The organism is Thiomonas sp. FB-6 (assembly GCF_000377645.1).
Lineage (GTDB): Bacteria > Pseudomonadota > Gammaproteobacteria > Burkholderiales > Burkholderiaceae_C > Thiomonas_A.
In genome coordinates, this window is sequence record NZ_KB898474.1 from 140318 (window position 1) to 163961 (window position 23644).

Here is a 23644-nt window from a genome sequence, read left to right on the forward strand (position 1 = left end):
CACGGTCCACAAGCAGGGCCCATGGCCCATCACAGGAGGCATACCCATGAACACCTTTCAACGCAGGGTCCTTCGCGGTCTGCTGATCGCCGCGGCAGGAATGGCGGCGGCCATGCCGATGGCCGCTTCGGCGGCGCAGCAGTACACCTTCGCGCTGCTGCTGTCGACCTTGAACAATCCGTATTTCGTGGCGATGAAGAACAGCGCGCAGGCCGAGGCCGACCAGCTGGGCGTCAAGCTGCTGGTGCTGGACGCCAACAACAGCTCCACCACGCAGGCCAACCAGGTGCGCACCGCGATCGCGCGCAAGGCCGACATGCTGCTGATCAACCCGACCGACGCCACCGCGATGAGCCCGGCGGTGGAGGAGGCCAACCGCGCCGGAGTGCCGGTGATCTTCCTCGACCGGCGCACCGACAAGGGCAAGGCGCTGGACTTCTTCGCCTCGGACAACGTGGATGCCGGCAACACCGCCTGCGGCTTCATCGCCAGCAAGCTCGGCGGCAAGGGCGACATCGCGATCCTGCTCGGCGTGCCGGGAGCTTCCGCGACCAATGAACGCACGCAGGGCTGCGAGGCCGCGCTCAAGGCCTACCCCGGCATCAAGGTGGTGGCCCGGCAGACCGCGAACTTCAATCGCCAGCAGGGCCTGGACGTGATGCGCAACATCCTCATCGCCCATCCCGCCGGCCTGAAGGCGGTGTTCGCCGAGAACGACGAGATGGCGCTGGGCGCGGCGCAGGCGCTGCAGGCGGCCAAGCGTGCCCAGGGCGTCACGGTGGTCAGCATCGACGGCACCCCCGACGGCATCGCCGCGGTCAAGAAGGGCAGCATCGCGCTCGACGTGGGCCAGCAGCCGGCGCTGATGAGCAAGCTCGGCGTGATGGCCGGCTACGACTACCTGCATGGCGGCGTGCCCTTCGTGGCCGTGCCGCTGCAGCTGCACGTCGCCGGCAGTTAGGCCGTGGCGGCGCATCCAGGCGCCCGCGATCGGCAGGAGCCCTCCTCGGAGGGCTCCGTCCTGCTGAGCCTGCGGGGCATCACCAAGCGCTTCGGCGCCGTGGAGGCGCTCAAGGGCGTCGACCTCGACGTGCACGCGGGCGAGGTCGTCGCCCTGCTGGGCGACAACGGCGCGGGCAAGTCCACGCTGATCAAGGTCATCTCGGGCGCGCACGCGCCCAGCGGCGGCAGCATGTCCTTCGCCGAGCGCAGCCTGCGCAGCTTCGACCCGCGGCATGCGCGCGAGATCGGCATCGAGACCATCTACCAGGACCTCGCGCTGGCCGAGAACCTCGACGTCGGCGCCAACATCTTCCTGGGCCGGGAGATCCGCCGTCGCCGCTTCGGCCTGCCCATGCTGGACCGCGCCCGCATGCGCGAGGAAGCCGCCAGGGTGCTGGAGCAGCTCGACATCCACATTCCCGACCTGAGGCGGCCGGTCGGCGAACTCTCCGGCGGGCAGCGCCAGGCCGTCGCCGTGGCCCGCGCCGTGTACTGGAGGGCCCGGCTGGTGATCATGGACGAGCCGACCGCGGCGGTCGGCGTGGGCGAGCACGAGGCCATCCTGCGGCTGATCACGCGCCTGGCCGAGCAGGGCGTGGCGGTGATCCTGATCACCCACACCATGGCCGACGTGTGGCGCGTGGCCGACCGCATCGCGGTGCTCACCCGAGGCGCCAAGGCCCTGGAGGGCGCGCCCGACGAACTGGGCGAGGACGCGGTGGTGCGATCGATGTTGTTCGGGAGACAGAAAGCGTGACGACTCTGCAAACGACTCCGGGTGCCGCCCATCGGCACGCCTGGTTGCGGCGCCCCGGCCAGCTGGCCCTGGACAACGGCGTGCTCATCGGCTTCATCGTGCTGGTGGTCGCGCTGTCGCTGGCGACCCCGTATTTCCTGAGCACGGCGAACCTGCTGAGCATCCTGGTGCAAAGCGCGCCCTTCGTGATCATGGCGGTGGGCGAACTGGTGGTCGTGCTCGTGGCGGGCATCGACCTCGCGGTGGGCGCCATGGCGGGCCTCTCGGGGGCGGTCGCGGCCGCCCTCATGGCCGGCCTCGGCCTGCCCTGGCCGCTGGCGCTCGCCGGCGCCCTGGCCGCCACCACCGCGGTGGGCGCGATCCAGGGACTGATCATCAACTACCTGCGGGTGACGGACTTCATCGCCACGCTGGCCGGCTTGTCGGTGGTGAGCAGCCTGACCCTGATCATCACACAGGGCAACCCGATCGGCATCGCCGCCGATTCCTTCAATGCCCTGGGCCAGGCGCGCTGGCTGGACGTTCCGGCGCAGGTGTGGATCGCGCTGTGCGTGGTCGTCGGCGCCTGGTTCTGGCTCGGCAGGACGGCCTCCGGCCAGCATGTCTATGCGGTCGGCGGCAACCGCACCGCGGCCTATCGCTCGGGCATCGCGGTACGCCGCCTGCGTACCGCGGCCTACGCCTTCAGCGGCCTGTGCAGCGGCATCGCCGGCGTCGTCTTCGCCGCGCAGCTCAGCAGTGCCGACCCGAATGCCGGGCGCGGCGACGAGCTGAGCGCGATCGCCGCGGTGGTCATCGGCGGGGTCAGCCTGTTCGGCGGACGCGGCAAGGTGTCCGGCGCGGTCATCGGGGCCCTGTTGATCGCGACCATCCTGGACGCGCTGGTGCTGCTCAACGTGCCCCCGTACTACACCCAGCTGGTGCAGGGCTTCGTGATCCTGCTGGCCGTCATGCTCGACTATCTCAAGCGCCGGGACAGCTCGGCCTGAGCCGGCCCCGGCGGCCCGCGCCCGTGTCCCCACCCGCGCCCTTTGCCTCGAACCTCCCAGGAATCCCCCCGATGCTCAAGCTCCTGTCCCGCCTTCACACCCCCGAGCTGCTGCACGCGCTGGCCTCGATGGGCCACGGCGACGAAATCGCCCTGGTCGACGCGAATTTCCCCGGCGCCACCATGGCGCGGCGCCTCGTGCGCCTGGACAGCGCCGGGCTGCCCGAGGTGCTGGACGCCTGCCTGCAGCTGATGCCCCTGGATGCATTCGTGGAGCAGCCGGCCCTGCGCATGGAGGTGGTCGGCGCGCCCGCGGACATCCCCGAGGTGCAGCGCGAGTGCCAGGCGCTGATCGACCGCCACGAGGGGGCGGGCCGCTTCACGCTGGCCGGCATCGAGCGCCACGCCTTCTACGCCCGTTCGCGCGAGGCCTTCGCGGTGGTGGCGACGGGCGAGGCTCGGCCCTACGGATGCATCATCCTGAAGAAGGGCGTGGTGTTCCCGGACTGAGCCGAGGGCTCAGTTTTCCTGGCTGGTGGGCCGGAACAGGATTTCGTTGATGTCCACCTCGTCGGGCTGGGAGATGGCGAAGGCCACGGTGCGGGCGAAGGAATCGGCCGGGATGGCCGACTCGTAGACCTTTTTCATCGTGGCCTGGATGTCGGGCTCGGTGATGCTTCCGGTCAGTTCCGTGTCCACCGCCCCGGGGGAGATGATGGTCGTGCGGATGTTGAATCCCTTGACCTCCTGGCGCAGCCCCTCGCTGAGGGCGCGCACCGCGTGCTTGGTGGCGGCGTACACGGCGCCGCCCGCGCGCACCTTGTGCCCGGCCACCGACGAGACGTGGATGAAGTGCCCGGAGTTCTGGCGTTGCATGGGCGGCAGCGCGGCCGCGATGCCGTAGAGCACGCCCTTGAGGTTGACGTCGATCATGCGCTCCCAGTCCTCGACCTTCAGGCGCTCCAGACGGGAGTTGGGCATCAGGCCGGCGTTGCTCAGCATCACGTCGATGCGCCCGAACGTCCGGATCGCCGTGTCGACCAGCCTGGCCACGTCCTCGCGCCGGGTGACGTCGGTGGCGAGGAATTCGGCCTGCAGGCCCTCGCGCCGCAGTTCCTCGGCAAGCGCGCGGATGCGTTCCTCGCGCCGCGCGCCCAGCACCACGCGCGCGCCCCGCGCCGCGAGGTGGCGCGCCGCCGCCTCGCCCAGCCCGCTGCTCGCCCCGGTGATGACCACGACCTTGCCGTGGATGTTGTCGTTCATGTGGATCTCCATGCTTGCAGGGCCGCGGCCGCCGGCGTTTCCGGGACCGTTCCCCCCAGACGGAAGATCCTAGCCCCGCCGGAGCTCCGCTGCAGGTGCCGCGCCGCGCGGGCGCGGGCGCAGGCGCTGGTAGGCCAGCGCGCCGCAGCCGATGGCCAGGGGCCACAACAGGTAGCGCCCGCTGGCGGCCAGCAGCGCGGCCACCGCGGCCAGCGCGATGCAGGCGCCCACCCATGCCAGGCTGCCGCGGCGCAGCAGGCGCAGCGCGGCCGCCGTGCCCAGCAGGTATACCAGGGTGAAGCAGCCGGTGGTCAGCAGAACCAGCGCCGGGGCGCCGATGCCGCTGGCGCCCGCCAGCGCCATCATCAGCAGGGCGAGCAGCGCGAGCAGGCCCAGGCTGCGCCGGGGCACGTCGCCGGCCTGGCTGCCGCGGGCCAGCCAGGCCGGCAGCGCACCGTCGCGCCCCAGCGCCGCGCCGAGCTTGGCCGCTCCCGCGAAGTACGCGTTCATGGTGCCGAAGGTCAGCAGCAGCGCGGCCGCGGCGGCGAACCAGGAAGCGGGCCCGCCGATGCCGATGGCCAGCAGCGCGGCCAGCGGTGCCGGGTTGGTGGCCGCAGCCGCGCCGAGCACGCAGACGGTGGCCGCGGCCACGCCCAGGTACAGCACGCCGACGATCAGCACCGCCATGCCGGCGGCGCGCGGCAGATCGCTGCGCGGCCGGCGGAACTCGCCCGCCAGGTGGGTGATGGCCTCCCATCCGGCGAAGCTCCACACCAGCAGCGCGGCCGCGCGCCCCAGCGCCGACCAGCCGTGGGGCGCGAAGGGGTGCAGGTTGGCCATCCGGGCGTGCGGCGCCGAGGCCGCCACCGCCACCAGCAGCAGGCCCACCAGCAACACCGTCAGGCGCAACTGCACCCGCCCCGACACCGACACCCCGAAGGCGTTGAGCGCCGCCACCGAGGCGAGCATCGCGTAGGCGGTGATCCAGGCCGTGTGGGCGCCGCCGACGGCGGCGGCGACGTAGTCGCCCGCGAACAGCGCGGCCGCCGGCGCCCCGGCCGGAACCGCGAAAAAGAAGCACCAGCCGACCACCGCGGAGGCGCGCGGGCCGAAGGCGTGGCGCACGTAGGTGGCCACGCCGCCGGCATCCGGATAGCGCGCCGCCAGGGCGGCGAAGGTGCCGGCCAGCGGCACCGACAGCGCCACCAGCGCGAGCCAGGCGAGCAGCGATGCCGGGCCGGCCGCGGCGGCGGCCAGCGCGGGCAGCGCGATCACGCCGGTGCCCAGCACAGCGGCCACGTACAGCGCGGTGCCCTGCGCCAGCGTCAGGTGGCGGGCGTGGCCGGCCGGGGCCACGGGGCCGTCGGCGGAGGACGGGGCTGGGGACGGAGCAGGGGGCGCCGCGGAGGCGGCGGAAGGCGCACGATGGCGCGGCGGAGCGGAGGACATGGGGCGCGGCTGCGGGTTGGGAAGTCCGCACAGTCTGCGGCACAATTGCTGACATCCCATGTCAACATTTTGAGTCCATTCTTCCGACCATGCGTGCCGCCCGGTTGTTGTCCATCCAGATGCTGCTGGAAGCGCGCGGCCCGATGACCGCGCGTGCCCTGGCCGAGGAGCTGGAGGTTTCGCTGCGCACGCTGTACCGCGACGTGGACCAGCTCAGCGCCGCCGGGGTGCCGATCTACGCCGAGCGCGGGCGCAGCGGCGGCCTGCGCCTGCTGCGCGGATGGAAGCCCAGCCTGGGCGGCCTGAGCGCGCAGGAGGCCGAGGTGGTGCTGCTGGGCGGGCTGGCCGGACCGGCGGCCGAGCTCGGCCTGGGAGAGCGCTTCGCCTCGGCCCGGCTGAAGCTGCTGGCGGCGATGCCCGAGGGCATGCGCGGCCAGGCCCAGCGCCTGAGTTCACGCCTGCACGTCGATCCCCAGTCCTGGTACGAGGAGCAGGAATCCACGCCCTGGCTCACGGTGGTGGCGGCGGCGGTGTGGGAACAGCGCTTCCTGAGCATGTCCTACCGAAGCTGGACCCGCAGCTCGCGGCGCGTGGTGGCCCCGCTGGGCCTGGTGCTCAAGGCGGGCCGCTGGTATTTCGTGGCCGCGGCGCACATCAGCGGCGCGATGGACGAGCGCGGCCTGCGCAGCTATCGCGTGTCCTCGGTGGCCTCGGCCGAGCTGCAGGACCAGCGCTTCGAGCGCCCCGCGGGCTTCGAACTCGCGCGCTACTGGGGCGAGGCCCTGCGGCGCCTGGAGCAGGAACTGTTCCGCGAACGCGCTCGGGTGCGGGCGAGCGCGGCGGGCCTGCAGCGCCTGCGCGCGCTCGGGCGGCCGGTGGCGCAGGCGGTCGCGCGGGCCGCGGTGCCGGCGCCGGGCCACAGCGTGGAGCTGGAGCTTGCGCTGGAACGCGGGGACTACGCGGCCGAGCAGCTCGCCCACCTGGCGCCGGAGGTGGAGGTGCTGCAGCCGCCCGAGTTGCGCGAGGCCGTCGCGCGCCACCTGCGGGCCGCGCTTCGGCCCTATCGCCGCGCCGCGGTCCGCTGAGCGGCGCGAGCCGCGCTCAGGCCGCCGCCGGTACCGCGCCGAGGCTGCGGGCGGGCTTGCTCGCGCCGCGGTCCAGCGCCAGATCGCGGGCCTCGATGTCGGTGCGCCGGCCCAGCAACTGGTCGGCCACGATGCGCGCGCTGCCGCAGGCCATGGTCCAGCCCAGCGTGCCGTGGCCGGTGTTCAGCGAGAGGTTGGCGTAGCGCGTGGGCCCGAGCACGGGGGTGCCGTCCGGGGTCATGGGGCGCAGGCCGGTCCAGAATTCGGCGGCCGGCAGGTCTCCGCCCGGGAACAGCTGGCGCGTGACCATTTCCAGCGTGGCCCGGCGCCTGGGGTTCAGGCGCAGGTCGAAGCCGGCGATCTCGGCCATGCCGCCCACGCGGATGCGCCGATCGAAGCGGGTGATGGCGATCTTGTAGGTCTCGTCCAGCACGGTCGAGCGCGGGGCCAGCGCCTCGTCGACCAGGGGAACGGTCAGCGAGTAGCCCTTGATCGGATACACCGGCAGATCGATGCCCAGCGGCTGCAGCAGCGCGCGGGAGTAGCTGCCGAAGGCCAGCACGTAGGCGTCGGCGCGCAGCATCTCGCCGTCGACCAGCACGCCGGTGACACGGCGGGAGTCGGTCTCGAGGGCCTGCACGCTGCGCCCGTAGAGGAAGCGCGCGCCGAGTTCGCGGGCGCGGCGCTCCAGCGCGCTGGTGAACATCTGGCAGTCGCCGGTCTCGTCGTTGGGCAGGCGCAGCCCGCCCACCAGGCGCTCGCGCGCCTGCGCCAGCGCCGGCTCGACGGCCTCGAGTTCTTCGCCTTGCAGCAACTGGTGTTCCACGCCGCATTCGCGCAGCACCGCGATGTCGCGCTGCGCGGCGTCGAACTGGGCGCGGCTGCGGAACACCTGCAGGGTGCCCGCGCTGCGCTGCTCGTAGGCGATGCCGGTCTCGGCGCGCAGTTCGCGAAGGCTGTCGCGGCTGTATTCGGCCACGCGCATCATGCGTTCCTTGTTCACCGCGTAGCTGGCCGAGTTGCAGTTGCGCAGCATGGAGGCCATCCAGCGCAGCTGCCACAGCGTGCCGTCCGGGCGGATGGCCAGCGGCGCGTGGCGCTGGAACATCCATTTCAGGGCCTTGAAAGGGATTCCAGGCGCTGCCCAGGGCGTGGAATAGCCGGGGGAGACCTGCCCCGCGTTAGCGAAACTGGTCTGCAGCGCCGGTCCCGCCTCGCGGTCGAGCACCGTCACGTCCGCGCCCGCGCGCGCCAGGTAGTAGGCCGTGGTGACGCCGACCACGCCGGCCCCGAGAACGATCACTTTCATCGCTGAATCCCCGCAATCGATGGATGGGGCGAATGTAGAGCGTCCGCGGAAGTTCTTTTACCTGTTTTGTGCCAGAATCGAAGGTAAACTGCCTGGCGAATCCCGCCGAACAAGCCCATGGAACGCGAAAAACACCAGATCGACCGCATGGATCGCAAGATCCTCGACATCCTGCAGCGCGAAGGCCGCATCGCCATCACCGAACTGGCCTCCCGCGTGGGCCTGAGCACCTCGCCCTGCGCCGAGCGGGTCAAGCGCATGGAACGCGACGGGGTGATCACCGGCTACCACGCGCAGGTCTCGGCCGCCGCGGTGGACAAGCCCCTGCTGGTGTTCGTGGAGATCAAGCTGGCCGCGAAGGGGGGCGACGTGTTCGACGCCGTGCGCGAAGAGCTCCTGCACATGGTCGAGGTGCTGGAGTGCCACCTCGTGTCGGGGGATTTCGACTACCTGCTCAAGTTCCGCCTGCGCGACATGCGCGAATACCGCAGCCTGCTCGGCGGCGTGCTCAAGCGCCTGCCGGTGGCCGCGGAATCGCGCAGTTTCATCGTCATGGAGGAAATCAAGGAGTCGCTGTACCTGCCGCTGGCGCGCTGAGGCCTCGGCGGCGGCGCGCCGCCCACTGGCGCAGCTGCCCGACCATGCCGCGGGGGAAGAAGTACACGCTGAGCACGAACAGCAGGCCGAGCCAGAAGGGCCAGCGCTCGCCTCCGAGCAGCGCGCCGAGCAGGGGCAGGCGGCCCAGCCAGGTCGCGTGCGCGCTGGCCAGCAGGCCCTGCAGGTAGGAACTGGCCACGCCCAGCAGCGCCGAGCCGAGCACCGCGCCGTACAGCGTGCCCATGCCTCCGATGACGGTCATCAGCAGCACGTCGATCATCACGTCGAAGGACAGGGTCTGCCCGACGCTGACGTACTGCAGCGACAGCGCGTACAGCGCGCCGGCGATGCAGGCGATGACGGCGGCGATGCAGTTGTCGGCGGTGAGGTAGCGCAGGGTGCGGTAGCCCAGCGCCTCGGCGCGCAACGGGTTCTCGCGCATGGCCTGCAGTACCAGCCCGAAGGGCGAGTTGACCACGCGCAGCATGAACAGGAACAGCAGCAGCGCGGCCGCGAACAGCAGGTAGTACAGCAGCGTGCCGCCGTCGAAGCTGAAGCTGAACGACGCGCCGCCGGCGTGCCCGTGGGCGAGGCCGGCCAGCCAGCCCGGCAGGTCGAAGCCGCGCAGGGTGATGCCGCCCACGCCGGGGGAGATCGAGGCCGGCAGGTTCAAGTTCAGCCCGTCCTCCCCGCCGGTGATCGAGTACATCTTCGACACGGTGATCGAGAAGGCGCTGGCCACGGCCAGCGTGACCATGGCGAAGAACAGCTGCTTGACCCGCAGCGACAGCACGCTGATCAGCAGGGCCAGCACGAGGGAAAAGGCGATGGCGCCGGCCAGGCCCACGCCGATGGCCGCCCAGCCGGCGTCGAGGTGCTGCAGCGCGATGGCCACGCCGTAGGCGCCGATGCCGAAGAACATGCCGTGCGCGAAGGACACGATGGAGGCGTAGCCCAGCAGCATGTCGTAGCTGGCGGCCAGCACCAGGAACACGCAGATGTCCGAGCAGGTGCGGTAGGCCACGGTGCCGGGGAACAGGAAGGGGGCACCGGCCAGGCCCAGCACGATGAGCAGCAGCAGCGCGGCCAGCGGCCGGCTGCGCGGAGGGTCGGCGCTGAGCAGACGGTGGATCAGGGAGAAGGAAGGGGAAGGGGGCATGGGGACATCCGGCTCAACGCGCGGGCAGCAGGCCGCGGGGCCAGGCCAGCAGCACCACGACCAGCAGTCCGATGCTGGAGAACAGCGACACCGTGGGCACGATGTAGGTGGTGTAGTTCGACAACAGCCCGACCAGCACCGAGGCGTACAGGCAGCCCGAGATCGAGCCCAGCCCGCCCATGATGACCACGATGATGATCATCACCAGCATCTCGGCGCCCATGCCGGTGCCCACCTGGCCCTGGTACAGGCCCCACATGGCGCCGCCCAGGCCGGCCAGCGCGGCGCCGCCGACGAACACCGCGAGGAACAGCAGGCGCACGCGGTAGCCCAGCGCCTCGACCATTTCCACGTTCTCCACGCCGGCGCGGATCAGCAGGCCCGCGCGGGTGCGGTGCACCAGCGCCTGCAGGCCCAGGTAGACCAGCAGCCCGCAGGCCGCCGCCAGCAGGCGGTATTTCTCGATCACCACGCCGCCCAGCGACAGCCCGCCGACCAGCGTGGAGGGCATGCCCATGGACAGGCTGGCGGGCCCCCACACGGCCTTGAGCAGTTCGGCGATCAGGTAGGAGGCGCCGACCGTGACCAGGATCTGGCGCAGCGGGTCGCGGTACACCGGGCGGATGAACAGGTATTCGAAGGCCAGCCCGACCAGCGCGAGCACGACGAAGGCGCAGGCGAAGGTGGAGGCGACCACGCCCAGGTCGGCCAGCAGAGGCTGCAGGCTCAACTGCCGGGAGCCCAGCGCCAGCGCCACCGCGGCGGCGGCGAGCAGCCCGGCGCCGGCCGGCAGCGCTGCGCGCCGGCGCCGCTCGCGCGGGCGCGGCACGGCGCGCGCCGCCAGCAGTCCGGCCAGCAGCCCGGCCAGCAGGCTGCAGGCGCCCAGGCCGATGCCCGCCTGCAGCGCGGCGCCGGGATGCCAGTGCAGCCAGGGCAGCGCCGGCCACACGCCGAACTCGTAGCCGCTGATCGCGGTGGCGCCGATGAAGCCGCCGATGGCGATCAGGGCGCCGTGGCCCAGGTTGAGCACGTCCATCAGCCCGAAGCTCAGGCTCAGGCCGGTGGCCATGACGAACAGCATCATGCCCATGCCCAGGCCGGCCACGCTCAGCGTGATCCAGGTGGACCAGGGGATGCCGACGAATCCGAACAGCACGATCACCGCCAGCGGCAGCCAGGGCGAAAGCCGCGCCAGCCGGGCACCTTGCGTGAGCTTCACTGGTGTTCTCCCAGCCCCAGGCCCAGGTGGCGGCGCTGCGCCTGCTCGTCGCCGGCCAGCTCGGCCATGCTGGCGCGGTACACCACCTTGCCGTCGTCGAGGATGTGCACGGTGTCGCCCAGGGATTTCGCGAAATGGAAGTTCTGCTCCACCAGCAGCACCGTGATGGCGCTGCGCTTGAGCTCCAGGAAGGCGTCGATCATGTGCTGGATCACCGACGGCGCCAGCCCCTTGGTCGGCTCGTCGATCAGCAGCAGCCGGCGCGGCTCCACCAGGGCGCGGGCGATGGCCAGCATCTGCTTCTGCCCGCCCGACAGCGCGCCCGCCGGCGTGTCCCAGAACTTGTGCAGCGCCGGGAACAGCTGGAAGATCCACTGCAGCCGGGCCTCGTCCATGGGGCCCGAGCGCGCGGCCACGAGCATGTTCTCGCGCACCTTGAGCCCGGAGAAGATGCCCATGTCCTCGGGCACGTAGCCGATGCCGGCGCGCGCGATCTGCGGCGTGGCCAGCTGGCCGAGTTCGCGGCCGTCGAAGCGCACGCTGCCCGAGGCGGCGCGCCACAGGCCCATGATGGTGCGCAGCGTGGTGCTCTTGCCGGCGCCGTTGCGCCCGAGCAGCACGCCGATGCTCCCCGCCTCGATCTCCAGGTCCACGCCGTGCAGGATGTGGTACTTGCCGATGTGCGTGTGCACGTCGCGCAGTTGCAGCAGCGCCGTCACGAACGCGCCCCCGCCACGCCCAGGTAGGCCTCGCGCACCAGCGGCGAGTCCATCACCTCGGCGGGCTCGCCCTGCGCCAGCAGTTCGCCGTTGTGCAGCACCAGGATGCGGTCGGCCAGGCTGTGCACCACCTGGATCTTGTGTTCCACCAGCAAGACGGTATTCATCGGGTCGTCCTTGATCTCCTGGATCAGTTCCAGGATCACCGGCACCTCGTCCACGCTCATGCCCGCGGTCGGTTCGTCGAACATGAACACGCGCGGGCGCATGGCCAGCAGCATCGCCACCTCCAGCTTGCGCTGGTCGCCGTGCGAGAGCTGCGCCGCCGGTTCCTGCGCGCGCGCCAGCAGGCGCGTGCGTTCCAGCCAGTGGCGGGCCTGCTCGATGCCCGGCGCGTCGTCGGCGGCGATGCTCAGCAGGCGCCAGCTGCGCTGGCGTTGGCGCGCCAGCGCCAGGCGCACGTTGTCCAGCACGCTCAACGCCGGGAACAGGGTGGTGAGCTGGAAGGCCCGGCCGATGCCCAGCGCCGCGCGCTGGGCCGCGGACAGGGCGGTGACGTCCTGCCCGTACAGATGGATGCTCCCCGCCGTCGGCCGCACCTGGCCCGACAGCAGGTTGAAGAAGGTGGTCTTGCCGGCCCCGTTGGGGCCGACGATGGCGGTCAGCGAGCCGCGCGGCAGGGTGCACGAGACCTCGCGCACCGCCACGTGCCCGCCGAAGCGCACGGTCAGACCGCGCGCTTCGACCGCCGCTTCGACGGCGGCCACGGCGGCCACCTCGACGGCGGCCGTGGCGTGCTCCACCCGATCAATGGTTCTCGACGGGCACATGCATCTGGCTCGCGGGGATCACGTTGACCAGCTTCAGCGCCACGCCGCCGCTGAAGGTGGCCGCAGGGTCGAGCACCACCTCGAAGTGGTACATGTCCTGCAGGGCCTGGTGGTCCTGCGGCCGGATCGTGATCTCGCCCTTGGGCGACTCGAAGCTCAGCCCCGACAGCGCCTTCATCAGAGCGGGCGTGGAGGTGGAACCCGCCTTGCGCAGCGCCGCGACGATGGCCTGGGCCTCGGCGAATCCCTGGCAGGTGAAGAAGTCGGGCGGCGACTTGTAGCGCTTGAAGTGCTCGGCCACCAGCCAGTCGTTGACCGGGTTGTGGGGCAGCTTGAAGTAGTAGTACGCGGCGCCCTGCATGCCCACCACCGGCTTGTACAGCGCCAGCGCCTGCAGGATGTTGCCGCCCGAGGTGATGTGGATGCCCGCGGCCTGCGGGTTCAGCGCCTGCAACCCGCCGAAGGGGTTGGCCGCGCCCGCCCAGATCACGAAGATGTACTTGCCGCTGCAGCCGTCGGTGCCCTTGAGGGCGTTGATCAGGCGCTCGCCGCCGGCGGTGAAGTCGGTGGTGTTGCCGGGCAGGAACTCCTCCGAGATCACGCGTCCGCCCAAGCCTTGCAGCGCGGTCTTGAAGGCCGCCGCTCCGTCATGCCCGAAGGCGTAGTCGGGAGCCAGCACCGAGGCGCACACGCCCTTGCCGCCCAGCGCCAGCGCCTGCGCGATGGCGTCCTGCGAGGAGTTGCGCCCGATGCGGAACACGTAGGGGTTGAAATCCTTGCCGGTGATGGAGTCGGCCACGCCCTCGGGCATGACGATCTTGTGGTAGCGGGCCGCCAGCGGAAGCACCGCCAGCACGTTGCCCGAGTTCACGGGGCCCGTGATCAGCGCCACCTGCGGGTCGGCCAGCTCCTGCTGGAACAACGCGCGGGCGCGGGCGGCCTTGCCCTGATCGTCCAGCACGCGGATCACCACCTTGCGCCCCAGCACCTCGCCGGTGCCCTGGGTGGCGTAGTCCAGGCCGAGCTCGAGCCCGCGCTGGATCTGGTCTCCGTACACGGCCAGCGGGCCGCTCTTGCCGTAGATGTGGGCGATCTGGATCGGCGGCGCCGCCGCGGCGCGGGCCGCCGAGGGGGCCAGCAGCGGCAGCGCCGCGAGCAGCGTGCCCAGGACTTTGTGGAAGGTCTTCATGCGATGTCTCCTCTGCGGGATTCAGAAATCGTGGCGGATTCCGACGGCCATTCCGGTGGAGTCCTGGCCGGACACTCCGGTGAAGCCGTCGGTGGCGTCGCCGACCGCGCGGGTCGAGCCGGCGTCGTTGCTGACATGGGCGTACGAGGCATACAGGTTAGTGCGCTTCGACATCGAATAGGTGTAGCCGATCGCATATTGCCTGGCGCTCGGCGCGGCCGGGTCGCCCAGGCCGAACCTGCTCTCGTCCAGCGAGGCCAGGATGTCGCCGCGCCCGGCCGGGATGGTCGCGCCCAGCAGCCAGGAGCTGTCGTCGCCGCTGAAGTAGTCCATGCGGGTGTGGCCGTACAGCGCGCTGAGCTTGAGCACGCCGAAGTCGTAGCCGCCCGAGACCTGGAACATTTTCAGCGCGCCGGTCTGCATGCCGTTGCCTCCGGGCTGCGCCACGAAGTCGTCGAGCAGCTGGAAGTCCACCGCGGCGAAGGCGCCCCCGGAGCGGTAGTTCACGCCGGCCACCCAGGTCTTCACGGCGTTTTGCTGCTGGTGCGTGGCGGGCACGATGTAGTCGTTCGGCAGCACGTTGAAGGCATAGCCCAGCGTGGTGTCGAAACCGTGGAAGGCCGGCGAGACGTAGGCCACGGTCTGGTTGGTCTCCAGCGCGGCGCCCGACAGTTCGGTGTTGATGTTGTTGTAGTTGCCGGTCATGCCCATCGCGAAGGGATCGGCGGCCTTCTCGTTCAGGTAGGCTAGGTTCATCAGGCGCCCGGCCAGGAAGGTGCCGAAGCCGCCGGCCAGGCCGACGTAGTCCTGGCGCCCCATGAAGCCGGTGCCGCTGCAGTAGGCGCTGTCGCCGGCGGTGGCGCGTCCGGCGAAGCCGGCCGTGCCGGCGCCCAGCTGGCCGCCGCTGGCGCAAAAGCCCGTCTCCGCCCGGAACAGGGCCATCAGGCCGTCGCCCAGGTCCTCGCTGCCGGAGATGCCGATGCGCGAGGCCGACTGAGCGCCCGAACTCAACCCGGTGGTGCTCGCGGTCTGTCCGGGCGCGCCGCCCGCGGAGGGCGCCAGTCCGCTGAAGTGGGTCACTCCGAGGTCGATGGTGCCGTACAGCTGGACGCCGGTGTTGGCGCAGGCCAGTGGCGCGAGGCCGAAGACGCCGGCGACGGCGCAGGCGATGAATCGCATGTTCATGGGTCTTGTCTCCTGGGGGTTTGGGTGAATCCCGCGGTGGCCTGCAGTTGCAGGAACCGCTCGATTTCGTGGATCTGATCGTCCACGTTGAGTGCCGGCGCGTGGCCGCAACCGGCAAAATCCACACGCCGGGCTCGGGGGCCGCGGCGGGTCATCGCCTCGGCGATCTCCGGGGTCAGCAGATCGGAGTCGGCGCCGCGCAGCAGCAGCACCGGCTGGCTCAGCGAGTCGTAGGCCTCCCACTGCTCGTAGTCCCGCGGCCGCGTGCTGAGCTGCGAGGCGATCTCCGGGTCGTAATGCAGGGTGAGGCGCCCGTCGGGCAGGCGCCGCAGCGAGTGCTCGGCCATGCTTCGCCACTGGGCATCGCTTTGCCAGCCGAAGGGCAGGTAGGCCTGGCGCATCCAGGCCTCGAGTTCGGTGACCGTGGCGAAGCTGGGCGGGCGGCCCACGTAGTCGCGGATGCGCTCCAGCGCCACGCGAGGCAGCGTGGGGCCGATGTCATTGAGCACCAGCGTGGCGATGCGCCCGCGCAGCGGCCCCGCCGCGGCGCGCAGCCCGATGGCCCCGCCCATCGAGGTGCCGATCCAGTGCAGCCGGCGCAGTCCCAGCCCCTCGACCAGCTGGACCGCCAATTCGACGTAGGCGTCCATGCAGTAGTCCAGCGCGGGCTCGGAACTCCATTGCGACAGACCGCGCCCGAGGGTATCCGGGCAAATCACCCGAAAGATCCTGGATAACCGTCCGGCGATGACGTCGAAATCCCGTCCGGTGCGCGCGAGTCCGTGCCACATGATAATGGGATGGTTCTCTGGATATCCCCATTCAAGATAATGAATCTCGTGTTTTCCGAAGCGCAGGTAATTCGATGCGCAAGGCGGGCCGGACCCTTGTGAATGCGGGGGCTGGCCTGGGTGTCCCTGTGTTTTCATATAACGGGCTCGCGGGTTAATGCCGATGTCTCCGAGGCGACGCGAGTGTAGGCTTCGCGAAGTCCGCCGCAAGCGTTTTGCCGGTATAGTGCGGGGCAGTGCAAGAAGACGGACAGCCTGGGTCAAATCACCCGGGCTGGCGAGGAGGCCACATTCATGAGCTACACGAGCCTGGCGATCGCCGGAATCGATCGCTGCGACAGCTGGCGGGCGGCCATGGCCGACGCCTTCGGCCCCTTCGAGGTGCAGCCGAGGGACCGCCATTTCACCGGGCAGCTGCGCTACCAGCGCCGCGCCGGCCTGCAGTTCAACGACCTGCACTACGCGGGCCAGAACATCGAGCGCACGCGCGGCAACGCCTCCTGCCTGAGCGAGGAGTTCTACACCTTCGGCATGCCGGTGTCGGGGCCGCTGAGTGTCGAGCGCCGGGGCGAGAGCTTCGACGTGGCCCCCGGCTGCGTGTACCTGATGAACCAGGGCCTGCCGTACAAGGCGCTGGCCCATGGCGAGAGCGGCTTCCGCAGCCTCAGCATCTCGATTCCCAGTTCCGCCTTGCTGCTGCGCAGCAGGAATCTTCCCTCGTTCTGCAAGATGGATCTCGCGGGCTCGCTCAAGGGATCCATGCTGCGCACGTATTTCAGCCAGATTTTCGACAACCTCGATTCATGGCGCGACGACGAGTTGTCGGCCATGTGCGAGCAGTTCATCGATCTCGTGTCCATGTTCCTGCTGCGTGACGAGCAGGGCCAGGCCTCGGAGACGGACAGCAGCGTGAGCGTCGCGCATCGCACGCGCATCCTGGCCTATATCCGGCTGCATCTCTCCGACCCGGGGCTGGACGCCGAAGACATTGCACAAGGCTGCGGAATATCCACGCGATACCTTTACAAGATCCTGGGAAAGGTCGGAATTTCCGTCGAAGCCACGATCTTCGAGCAGCGTCTTCTCAAATGCCGCGACATGCTGGCCAGCCCCACCGAACGCGCGCACGGCATCGCCGAGCTGTGCTATCGCTGCGGCTTCCGCCAGGCCGCGCATTTCAGCCGCATGTTCAAGGCGCGCTACGGCGAGACCCCGCGCGAGTTCCGCGCCAGGACGCTGCAGCCCTGAGCCCCCGGCGGCTTGCCTTGCGGGTGCCGCCGCGGTGTCATCGCGCGGCCGCCAGGCCGTGTTATCGTGCGTCTTCCTGCCCCGATCCCGAGGGCCGTGCAGCGGCGCCGCCGGGATCCCGACCCTCAGGGGGATCCGACGATGAACGAACAGGCCAGGGATTGCGATCTGCTCAGCTTCGGCGTGCGCATCGACAGCGCGCGCGACGCCGAGCAGCTTCGCTGGTTGCTCGCGCATGCCAGCGCGCGGGACATCCGGCTCACCGCGGCGGGGCTTTGCGCCAGGCGGGCGCCGGATCCGCAGCGGGTCATCGCCGCGCTGGGGCTGGAGCGCCGCGGGCACCGCAGGAGCGAGCCGGTCCCGCTGGAACTCGCCCAGGCCCGCGCGCGCAAGCGCCAGCAGGGCTGGCGCGGCACCCCCTGAATCCGGCGGCGCCGCGGCCCCGCCGCGGCGCGCGGCATCAATGGCCTGGCTGCGGCATCGGCATGCCCTGCATGCCGCCGTGCTGCTGCGCATCGCCGGGCCCCTGGCCATCGCCCGAGGCGCCGGGCTTGCGCACCTCGAAGGGCACGCGCATCTGCCGGCCGTCGGCGAAGCGCAGGACCACGGGAACCTGGTCGCCCGGGTGCACCTCGTGGCGCGCCTGCATGAGCATGATGTGGTAGCCGCCCGGCTTGAACTGCAGCTCGCCGTGCGCGGGTACCTCGACCCTGGCCACCGGCAGCATGTGCATCGTGCCGTCGCGCATCTCACTGTGGTGCAGCATGGTCTGCCCGTAATCGGGGCTGGAGGCCGCCACCAGAGCAACGGGGCGGTTCGAGTCGTTGTGCAGCACCATGTAGCCGCCGGCGGGCAGGCCCGCGGGCAGCCAGCGGATCCAGGCGCCGGTCACGTGCACGGCCGAGGGTGCTTGCGCGAGGGCGCCCGCGCTGAAACCCAGCGCGGCGCCTGCGAGCAGGGCAAGGCAGGAGCGGCGGCCCAGGGCGCGCCAGGGGGTGGAGAGATGCATGATGAATTCCTAGGGTGAATCGGGTGGGGGCGAGTTCCCGCCGCGGCGGTGGCGCGCCGGCGCCGCACCGGCATGCGGTGCGCCCGGACGCGCACCGACCTCGGCGAGAGCCGGGGCTCAGCAGGCCGTTGCGAACCTGGAGGGGGCCGGGCGTGCCGGTGGGGCGCGCGGCAGTGGCCGCCGGGTCCCGCTGCTCCACGCGGGCGCGCCGGGCGCGGCGTCCGCCACGCGCAGCCTGCCCGGCGACGGCAGGGGCAGGGCGGTCTTCGACGGCGGCAGGCCCCAGCCAAGCCCGCCGGAGACCGACGGGGTCGCGCTGAAACTCAGCCGGATCCGGCGCAGCGGTCCATGGCCGTCCGGCGCGCCCGCATGCGCCGAGCAGTAAGGCACCACGACGGTGCGCGCGTCGGGCTGCAGCGCTGCCGCCCAGGGCGCGCACGCGTAGGCCGCCAGCAGCATCCACACGAGGATGCCGCCGCGGGCGGTCAGCGAGCGCAGGCATCGGGGCAGGTTCATGGCGCAGTCTCCCGGGCATGCTAGCGCGCCCGGGGTCCGCGCGTCGAAGCTCGCACGACCGCGCATCGACCGTCCGCAATTTCCGCGCGGCCCGGTGCCGCGCCCTCCCTCGCCCGGCCCACGTTGCCACATAGGTAAAAATAACTAAAGCATCATGTCGTAGATGTAAATTGTGTTTATTTCAGTCGATGGTTATGGTTACGCCAAGCCAGGAGGCCGCGACGTTCGCGCAAAGGCTTTCGGCCCCATTTCCCAAGGAGTCATCGACATGGCAGTGAAGACCTACCAGGCCGGCGTGAAGGAGTACCGGCAGACCTACTGGATGCCCGAGTACACCCCGCTCGACAGCGACATCCTGGCCTGTTTCAAGATCACCCCGCAGCCGGGCGTGGATCGCGAGGAAGCCGCTGCCGCGGTGGCCGCCGAATCCTCCACCGGGACCTGGACCACGGTGTGGACCGACCTGCTCACGGACCTGGAACACTACAAGGGCCGCGCCTACCGCATCGAGGACGTGCCGGGCGACGACACCTGTTTCTACGCCTTCGTCGCCTACCCGATCGACCTGTTCGAGGAGGGCTCGGTGGTCAACGTGTTCACCTCGCTGGTGGGCAACGTGTTCGGCTTCAAGGCCCTCCGCGCGCTGCGCCTGGAGGACGTGCGCTTCCCGCTGGCCTACGTGAAGACCTGCAACGGACCGCCCCACGGCATCCAGGTCGAGCGCGACATCATGAACAAGTACGGGCGCCCGCTGCTGGGCTGCACCATCAAGCCCAAGCTGGGCCTGTCGGCGAAGAACTACGGGCGCGCGGTGTACGAGTGCCTGCGCGGCGGCCTGGACTTCACCAAGGACGACGAGAACGTCAACTCCCAGCCCTTCATGCGCTGGAAGCAGCGCTTCGACTTCGTCATGGAGGCCATCAACAAGTCCGAGGCCGAGACCGGCGAGCGCAAGGGACACTACCTCAACGTCACCGCGCCGACGCCCGACGAGATGTTCAAGCGCGCCGAATACGCCAAGTCCATCGGCGCGCCCATCATCATGCACGACTACCTGACCGGCGGCTTCTGCGCCAACACCGGCCTGGCCCAGTGGTGCCGCGACAACGGAGTGCTGCTGCACATCCACCGCGCCATGCACGCCGTGCTGGACCGCAACCCGCACCACGGCATCCACTTCCGCGTGCTGTCCAAGGCGCTGCGCCTGTCGGGCGGCGACCACCTGCACTCCGGTACCGTGGTGGGCAAGCTCGAGGGCGACCGCGAGGCGACCCTGGGCTGGATCGACATCATGCGCGACAGCTTCATCAAGGAAGACCGCTCGCGGGGCATTTTCTTCGACCAGGACTGGGGTTCGATGCCCGGCATGCTGCCGGTGGCCTCGGGCGGCATCCACGTCTGGCACATGCCGGCGCTGGTGAGCATCTTCGGTGACGACTCGGTGCTGCAGTTCGGCGGCGGCACGCTGGGCCATCCCTGGGGCAACGCGGCCGGCGCCGCGGCCAACCGCGTGGCGCTGGAAGCCTGCGTGCAGGCGCGCAACGAGGGTCGCCAACTGGAGAAGGAAGGCAAGGAGATCCTGAGTGCGGCGGCGAAGGATTCCCCGGAGCTGAAGATCGCCATGGAAACCTGGAAGGAAATCAAGTTCGAGTTCGACACCGTCGACAAGCTCGACGTGGCCAACCGCTGATCCCTCCCCCGCCCCCACAGACCTTTCGACAAGGAATCCAACATGGCTACCGTCCAGGCGTACAAGTCCGCCAAGAAGTACGAAACCTTCTCCTACATGCCCCAGATGAGCCCCGAGCAGGTGCGGCGCCAGATCGGCTTCGCGCTGGCCAAGGGCTGGAACCCCGCGGTCGAGCACACCGAGCGCAGCACCCTGGCCAAGGTCAGCTTCTGGTACATGTGGAAGCTGCCGATGTTCGGTGAGCAGTCGGTGGACGCCGTGATCGAGGAACTCGAGGCCTGCCACCGCGAATTCCCCGACCACATGGTGCGCTTCGTCGCGTACGACAACTACGCGCAAAGCCAAGGCACCGCCTTCGTGGTGTATCGCTGAGTCGGGAGGGCCGTCATGACGAACATCGCGCGCAGCCCCGCCGCCGTCGTGGCGGCCGATCCGCTCGAAGCCTACCGCGTCGAGCGCGAGCCTTACTACCGCAGCGTGGCCGACGAGGTCGCGCTGTACGAGGTGGCGTATTCGGTCCGCATGCCGGTGATGCTCAAGGGGCCCACCGGCTGCGGCAAGACCCGCTTCGTGGAGTACATGGCCTGGAAGCTGGGGCGGCCCCTGCTGACCGTGGCCTGCAACGAGGACATGACCGCCAGCGACCTGGTCGGGCGCTACCTGCTGGACGCCGGCGGCACGCGCTGGCAGGACGGTCCGCTGGCCCTGGCCGCCCGCCTGGGCGCCATCTGCTACCTCGACGAGGTGGTCGAGGCACGCCAGGACACCACGGTGGCCATCCACCCGCTGACCGACGCGCGGCGCATGCTCCCGCTGGAGAAGAAGGGCGAGGTGATCCACGCCCACCCGGACTTCCAGCTCGTCATCTCCTACAACCCGGGCTACCAGAGCCTGATGAAGGACCTGAAGCAGTCGACCAAGCAGCGCTTCGCGGCGCTGGACTTCCAGTATCCGCGTGCCGAGGTGGAAGCCGAGATCGTCGCCCACGAGTCGGGAGTCGGCGCCGAGGTGGCCGCCAAGCTGGTGCACGTCGCCGAACGCTCGCGCAACCTGAAGGGCCACGGCCTGGACGAGGGCCTGTCCACCCGCATGCTCATCTACGCGGGCTCGCTGATAGCCCGCGGCGTGGGCGCGCAGGAGGCCTGCCGCATGGCCCTGGTGCGTCCGATCACCGACGACCCGGACATGCGCGATGCGCTCGACGCCACCGTGACCACCTACTTCTGATCCGCGGCGCGCCTGCCCGCCGGCGCGCCGCCCCCAGGCCATGGCCATTCATCTCGAGGAATTCCAGGAGTTGTACGGCGAATTGCCGGGCGCCGCGCAGGAACTGCTGCGCGCATCGTGGACCGAGGCCGCGCGCGCCTTCTCGCCGCGCGGCCTGGACAACTACCTCAAGGGCGCGCTCGCGCTCCACCAGCTCGGACGCGGCGAGCAACTCGTCGTCACCTACCTGCAGTCCATGCCGGAGCTGGCGCGCGCGGTGGGCGATGACGTGCTTCCCGAGCTGGTCAACTTCCTGCTGGCGATGGCCTCCAAGACCTCCGGCGCGGTGCTGGCGCTGATCGCGGGAACCGCGCCGCAGGCCGCGCGCCGGCTGGGTGACGACGAGTTGCTTCGCCAGTACCTCAATGTGCTGTCGCTGATGCTGGCGCAGGTGCCGCGCGCACTGCGTCCGATGCTCGAGCATCTGGACCAGCTGCTGTCCCAGCTCACCCTGGGGGGGCTGCGGCGCTGGGTGCAGTGGGGCGCGCAGGCCTACAAGACCGATTTCGAGGGCCAGCAGGCCTACTTCTCGCTGCGCAGCGCCGATGCCTTGTCGGTGCTGCAGCAGGAGCGCAAGGGCACGCTGTTCGTGCAGGTGCAGCGCCGGCTCAACATCTATCTGCGCGCGATGTGGGGGCGCGACGTGTTCCTGCGCCCCACCGCGGGCGACTACGAGAACCGCGAGGGCCTGCGCCCCTTCATCGAGGGCCATGTCGTGCACCTGGCCGACGCCTACGACGATTGGCGTCCACTCGGCGCCGACACGCCCGAGCCGCAGGTGGTGGGCGGGCTGGAGTTGTACCGCGCGGCCGCCAACCATGCCACCGCGCACCTGGTGTTCACGCGCCGCGCGCTGTCCATGCAGGAGCTCTCGCCGCTGCAGATCGCGCTGGTGGAGCTGATCGAGGACGCGCGCGTGGAGCAGCTGGCCATCGAGCGCTTCCCGAACATGCGTGCGTCGTGGCTGGCCCTGCATCCCGTGCCCGATGCGGGGGAGCCGGCGCGCGTGGGCGATCTGCTCAACCGCCTGGCCCGCGCCCTGCTGGAGCCCGGCGTGGCGGACCCGCATCCGTGGGTTCGCCGCGGCGTGGAACTGTTGCGCGCCCAGGCTGATCTCGGCGAGCGCCAGCTCAGCCGCCGCGTCGGCGTGGAGCTGGCGCACGCGCTGGCGGATCTGGATCTGCCCGAATACAACCGGCGCCTGGACGGGCTGCGCGCCCCGTACCGCGACGACAACCGCGCCGTGTGGGCGCTCGAGGGCTACGACGAGGCGCTGGCGCTGCAGGCGAGCTGGGAGGCGCGCGCCCAGGTGCGCCGCAAGGTCGGCCTGATGGAGATGGTCAACGAGGTGGATTGCGAGCTCGCCGGCGACGACGCCCAGGAAGTGTGGGTGCTGCCCACCGAGTTCTATCTCGACCAGGAGGACGTGACCATCAACGCCCTGGAGGGCCGGCCGGCGGTGTCCGAACCCTTCCACTATCCCGAGTGGGACTACCAGATCCAGCTCGAGCGTCCCAGTTGGGCGACCGTGCTGGAGCGCCAGGCGCCGCTGGGCGATCTGGCGCGCATCGACGCCATCCTGGCCGAGCACAAGCCGGTAGCCTCGCGCCTGAAATTCCTCATCGAATCCATGGTGCCGCAGGGCCTGCAGCGCATGCGCCGCCAGCGCGACGGAGACGACATCGACCTCGACGCGGCGGTGCGCGCGATGAGCGACCTGCGCATGGGCGTGTCGCCCGATCCCCGCTGCATGGTGCGGCTCAAGCGCGCGCAGCGCGACCTCGCGGTGATGGTGCTGCTCGATCTGTCCGAGTCGTCGAACGACAAGGTGCGCGGCCAGGACTACAGCGTGCTCGACCTGACGCGCTCGGCCACCGTGCTATTGGCCGACGCGCTGGAGCGCATTGGCGATCCCTTCGCCATCCACGGATTCTGTTCCGACGGCCGTCACGACGTGCAGTACTACCGCTTCAAGGATTTCGATCAGCCCTACGGCGAGCTGGCCAAGGCGCGCCTGGCCGGCATGCGGGGCAGCTATTCGACCCGCATGGGCGCGGCGCTGCGCCACGCCGGGCAGCATCTGGCGCGCCAGGCCAAGCGCCGCAAGATCTGCTTCGTGGTCACTGACGGCGAGCCGGCGGACAACGACGTGCGCGATCCGCAGTACCTGCGCCACGACACGCGCAACGCGGTGGAGGCACTGGGACGCGAGGGCGTCACCGTGTACGCGTTGTCGCTGGATCCGCACGCCGACGCCTACGTTTCGCACATCTTCGGCAGCCGCAACGTCAGCGTGATCGACAAGGTCGAGCGCCTGCCCGAGAAACTGCCCATGCTGTACATGAGCCTGACGCGCTGAGCTCCGTTTCCGGT

The 23644-nt window shown here is 70.4% G+C and carries 23 protein-coding genes and 1 pseudogene; 12 read left to right on the forward strand and 12 right to left on the reverse strand.

Features of this window, described 5'->3' with window-relative positions:
* The first annotated feature begins 46 nt into the window (after nucleotides 1–46).
* The 4 genes from D466_RS0106240 (at nucleotide 47) to D466_RS0106255 (ending at nucleotide 3257) form a co-directional block, all read left to right on the forward strand.
* Complete coding sequence (locus tag D466_RS0106240) at nucleotides 47–961, forward strand: substrate-binding domain-containing protein (RefSeq protein ID WP_018912854.1); 915 nt, start codon at nucleotides 47–49, stop codon at nucleotides 959–961.
* Nucleotides 962–964: 3 nt separating this feature from the next.
* The gene (locus D466_RS0106245) at nucleotides 965–1759 is read left to right on the forward strand and encodes an ATP-binding cassette domain-containing protein (protein WP_018912855.1); all 795 of its coding nucleotides are present in this window, start codon (nucleotides 965–967) and stop codon (nucleotides 1757–1759) included.
* Nucleotides 1756–2748, forward strand: a complete 993-nt coding sequence (locus D466_RS20800; RefSeq protein ID WP_196803433.1) for an ABC transporter permease — start codon at nucleotides 1756–1758, stop codon at nucleotides 2746–2748. Before D466_RS0106245 ends, D466_RS20800 begins: the two co-directional genes overlap by 4 nt.
* Before the next feature lie 71 nt (nucleotides 2749–2819).
* Complete coding sequence (locus D466_RS0106255) at nucleotides 2820–3257, forward strand: RbsD/FucU family protein (protein ID WP_018912857.1); 438 nt, start codon at nucleotides 2820–2822, stop codon at nucleotides 3255–3257.
* A gap of 9 nt (nucleotides 3258–3266) precedes the next feature.
* Here D466_RS0106255 and D466_RS0106260 read toward each other — a convergent pair whose 3' ends face one another.
* Nucleotides 3267–4010, reverse strand: a complete 744-nt coding sequence (locus tag D466_RS0106260) for an SDR family oxidoreductase (protein WP_026284961.1) — start codon at nucleotides 4008–4010, stop codon at nucleotides 3267–3269.
* A gap of 69 nt (nucleotides 4011–4079) precedes the next feature.
* Entirely contained in the window at nucleotides 4080–5459 is a 1380-nt protein-coding gene (locus tag D466_RS0106265) for an APC family permease (protein ID WP_081629844.1), read from the reverse strand.
* A gap of 89 nt (nucleotides 5460–5548) precedes the next feature.
* On the opposite strand from D466_RS0106265, the gene D466_RS0106270 reads away from it, so the two are divergent.
* Nucleotides 5549–6544 (forward strand): YafY family protein, encoded by a 996-nt coding sequence (locus D466_RS0106270; protein ID WP_026284962.1) that lies wholly within the window; start codon nucleotides 5549–5551, stop codon nucleotides 6542–6544.
* A 16-nt stretch (nucleotides 6545–6560) separates the two neighbouring features.
* On the opposite strand, the pseudogene D466_RS0106275 reads toward D466_RS0106270, so the two are convergent.
* A pseudogene (locus D466_RS0106275) lies at nucleotides 6561–7892 on the reverse strand (D-amino acid dehydrogenase); the annotation flags it as partial.
* A 78-nt stretch (nucleotides 7893–7970) separates the two neighbouring features.
* Between D466_RS0106275 and D466_RS0106280 the strand changes: the two are divergent.
* Complete coding sequence (locus tag D466_RS0106280) at nucleotides 7971–8450, forward strand: winged helix-turn-helix transcriptional regulator (protein WP_018912862.1); 480 nt, start codon at nucleotides 7971–7973, stop codon at nucleotides 8448–8450.
* On the opposite strand, the gene D466_RS0106285 is transcribed toward D466_RS0106280, so the two are convergent.
* Genes D466_RS0106285 through D466_RS20805 form a run of 7 tightly spaced genes read right to left on the reverse strand, consistent with a single transcriptional unit; the run spans nucleotide 8416 to nucleotide 15680 of the window.
* Nucleotides 8416–9609 (reverse strand): branched-chain amino acid ABC transporter permease, encoded by a 1194-nt coding sequence (locus tag D466_RS0106285; RefSeq protein WP_018912863.1) that lies wholly within the window; start codon nucleotides 9607–9609, stop codon nucleotides 8416–8418. The two genes, D466_RS0106280 and D466_RS0106285, sit on opposite strands and share 35 nt — an antisense overlap.
* A gap of 13 nt (nucleotides 9610–9622) precedes the next feature.
* Nucleotides 9623–10828 (reverse strand): branched-chain amino acid ABC transporter permease, encoded by a 1206-nt coding sequence (locus tag D466_RS0106290; RefSeq protein WP_018912864.1) that lies wholly within the window; start codon nucleotides 10826–10828, stop codon nucleotides 9623–9625.
* Nucleotides 10825–11547 (reverse strand): ABC transporter ATP-binding protein, encoded by a 723-nt coding sequence (locus D466_RS0106295; RefSeq protein ID WP_018912865.1) that lies wholly within the window; start codon nucleotides 11545–11547, stop codon nucleotides 10825–10827. The genes D466_RS0106290 and D466_RS0106295 overlap by 4 nt, the downstream gene beginning before the upstream one ends.
* Nucleotides 11544–12377: an ABC transporter ATP-binding protein gene (locus tag D466_RS0106300; RefSeq protein ID WP_081629845.1), complete on the reverse strand. Its 834-nt coding sequence runs from the start codon at nucleotides 12375–12377 to the stop codon at nucleotides 11544–11546. Before D466_RS0106300 ends, D466_RS0106295 begins: the two co-directional genes overlap by 4 nt.
* Entirely contained in the window at nucleotides 12355–13566 is a 1212-nt protein-coding gene (locus D466_RS0106305; protein ID WP_018912867.1) for a substrate-binding domain-containing protein, read from the reverse strand. The genes D466_RS0106300 and D466_RS0106305 overlap by 23 nt, the downstream gene beginning before the upstream one ends.
* A gap of 21 nt (nucleotides 13567–13587) precedes the next feature.
* Nucleotides 13588–14751, reverse strand: coding sequence for a porin (locus tag D466_RS0106310; protein ID WP_018912868.1), 1164 nt, complete (start codon nucleotides 14749–14751; stop codon nucleotides 13588–13590).
* Nucleotides 14748–15680 carry an alpha/beta fold hydrolase gene (locus D466_RS20805; RefSeq protein ID WP_051083688.1) on the reverse strand — a complete coding sequence of 311 codons (933 nt, stop codon included), beginning with the start codon at nucleotides 15678–15680 and terminating at the stop codon, nucleotides 14748–14750. Before D466_RS20805 ends, D466_RS0106310 begins: the two co-directional genes overlap by 4 nt.
* A gap of 156 nt (nucleotides 15681–15836) precedes the next feature.
* Between D466_RS20805 and D466_RS0106320 the strand changes: the two genes are divergently transcribed.
* Both D466_RS0106320 and D466_RS0106325 read left to right on the forward strand, forming a co-directional pair.
* Nucleotides 15837–16790 (forward strand): helix-turn-helix domain-containing protein, encoded by a 954-nt coding sequence (locus D466_RS0106320; RefSeq protein WP_018912870.1) that lies wholly within the window; start codon nucleotides 15837–15839, stop codon nucleotides 16788–16790.
* Between the two features lie 141 nt (nucleotides 16791–16931).
* A complete protein-coding gene (locus D466_RS0106325; protein ID WP_018912871.1) occupies nucleotides 16932–17213 on the forward strand; it encodes a hypothetical protein in 282 nt (93 codons plus the stop codon).
* A gap of 37 nt (nucleotides 17214–17250) precedes the next feature.
* Here the strand turns inward: D466_RS0106325 and D466_RS20810 are convergent, their stop codons facing one another.
* Nucleotides 17251–17799, reverse strand: coding sequence for a copper chaperone PCu(A)C (locus D466_RS20810; RefSeq protein ID WP_018912872.1), 549 nt, complete (start codon nucleotides 17797–17799; stop codon nucleotides 17251–17253).
* A gap of 117 nt (nucleotides 17800–17916) precedes the next feature.
* A complete protein-coding gene (locus D466_RS23840) occupies nucleotides 17917–18315 on the reverse strand; it encodes a hypothetical protein (RefSeq protein ID WP_018912873.1) in 399 nt (132 codons plus the stop codon).
* A gap of 268 nt (nucleotides 18316–18583) precedes the next feature.
* On the opposite strand from D466_RS23840, the gene D466_RS0106340 reads away from it, so the two are divergent.
* The 4 genes from D466_RS0106340 to D466_RS0106355 are packed head-to-tail and all read left to right on the forward strand — an operon-like array spanning nucleotide 18584 to nucleotide 23630.
* Nucleotides 18584–20005 (forward strand): form I ribulose bisphosphate carboxylase large subunit, encoded by a 1422-nt coding sequence (locus tag D466_RS0106340; RefSeq protein WP_018912874.1) that lies wholly within the window; start codon nucleotides 18584–18586, stop codon nucleotides 20003–20005.
* A 42-nt stretch (nucleotides 20006–20047) separates the two neighbouring features.
* Nucleotides 20048–20377, forward strand: coding sequence for a ribulose bisphosphate carboxylase small subunit (locus tag D466_RS0106345; RefSeq protein WP_018912875.1), 330 nt, complete (start codon nucleotides 20048–20050; stop codon nucleotides 20375–20377).
* Nucleotides 20378–20392: 15 nt separating this feature from the next.
* On the forward strand, nucleotides 20393–21232 hold the full coding sequence (locus tag D466_RS0106350) for a CbbQ/NirQ/NorQ/GpvN family protein (RefSeq protein WP_018912876.1): 840 nt from the start codon (nucleotides 20393–20395) through the stop codon (nucleotides 21230–21232).
* Nucleotides 21233–21272: 40 nt separating this feature from the next.
* Nucleotides 21273–23630: a nitric oxide reductase activation protein NorD gene (locus tag D466_RS0106355; protein WP_018912877.1), complete on the forward strand. Its 2358-nt coding sequence runs from the start codon at nucleotides 21273–21275 to the stop codon at nucleotides 23628–23630.
* The last annotated feature ends 14 nt before the right edge of the window (nucleotides 23631–23644 follow it).

Coding starts and splice junctions, on each gene's coding strand:
- D466_RS0106240 (WP_018912854.1), top strand. CDS start 47: ATGAACACCTTTCAACGCAGGGTCCTTCGCGGTCTGCTGATCGCCGCG.
- D466_RS0106255 (WP_018912857.1), top strand. CDS start 2,820: ATGCTCAAGCTCCTGTCCCGCCTTCACACCCCCGAGCTGCTGCACGCG.
- D466_RS0106260 (WP_026284961.1), bottom strand. CDS start 4,010: ATGAACGACAACATCCACGGCAAGGTCGTGGTCATCACCGGGGCGAGC.
- D466_RS0106265 (WP_081629844.1), bottom strand. CDS start 5,459: ATGTCCTCCGCTCCGCCGCGCCATCGTGCGCCTTCCGCCGCCTCCGCG.
- D466_RS0106270 (WP_026284962.1), top strand. CDS start 5,549: ATGCGTGCCGCCCGGTTGTTGTCCATCCAGATGCTGCTGGAAGCGCGC.
- D466_RS0106280 (WP_018912862.1), top strand. CDS start 7,971: ATGGAACGCGAAAAACACCAGATCGACCGCATGGATCGCAAGATCCTC.
- D466_RS0106285 (WP_018912863.1), bottom strand. CDS start 9,609: ATGCCCCCTTCCCCTTCCTTCTCCCTGATCCACCGTCTGCTCAGCGCC.
- D466_RS0106300 (WP_081629845.1), bottom strand. CDS start 12,377: ATGTGCCCGTCGAGAACCATTGATCGGGTGGAGCACGCCACGGCCGCC.
- D466_RS0106305 (WP_018912867.1), bottom strand. CDS start 13,566: ATGAAGACCTTCCACAAAGTCCTGGGCACGCTGCTCGCGGCGCTGCCG.
- D466_RS0106310 (WP_018912868.1), bottom strand. CDS start 14,751: ATGAACATGCGATTCATCGCCTGCGCCGTCGCCGGCGTCTTCGGCCTC.
- D466_RS20805 (WP_051083688.1), bottom strand. CDS start 15,680: ATGAAAACACAGGGACACCCAGGCCAGCCCCCGCATTCACAAGGGTCC.
- D466_RS0106320 (WP_018912870.1), top strand. CDS start 15,837: ATGAGCTACACGAGCCTGGCGATCGCCGGAATCGATCGCTGCGACAGC.
- D466_RS0106325 (WP_018912871.1), top strand. CDS start 16,932: ATGAACGAACAGGCCAGGGATTGCGATCTGCTCAGCTTCGGCGTGCGC.
- D466_RS20810 (WP_018912872.1), bottom strand. CDS start 17,799: ATGCATCTCTCCACCCCCTGGCGCGCCCTGGGCCGCCGCTCCTGCCTT.
- D466_RS23840 (WP_018912873.1), bottom strand. CDS start 18,315: ATGAACCTGCCCCGATGCCTGCGCTCGCTGACCGCCCGCGGCGGCATC.
- D466_RS0106340 (WP_018912874.1), top strand. CDS start 18,584: ATGGCAGTGAAGACCTACCAGGCCGGCGTGAAGGAGTACCGGCAGACC.
- D466_RS0106345 (WP_018912875.1), top strand. CDS start 20,048: ATGGCTACCGTCCAGGCGTACAAGTCCGCCAAGAAGTACGAAACCTTC.
- D466_RS0106350 (WP_018912876.1), top strand. CDS start 20,393: ATGACGAACATCGCGCGCAGCCCCGCCGCCGTCGTGGCGGCCGATCCG.
- D466_RS0106355 (WP_018912877.1), top strand. CDS start 21,273: ATGGCCATTCATCTCGAGGAATTCCAGGAGTTGTACGGCGAATTGCCG.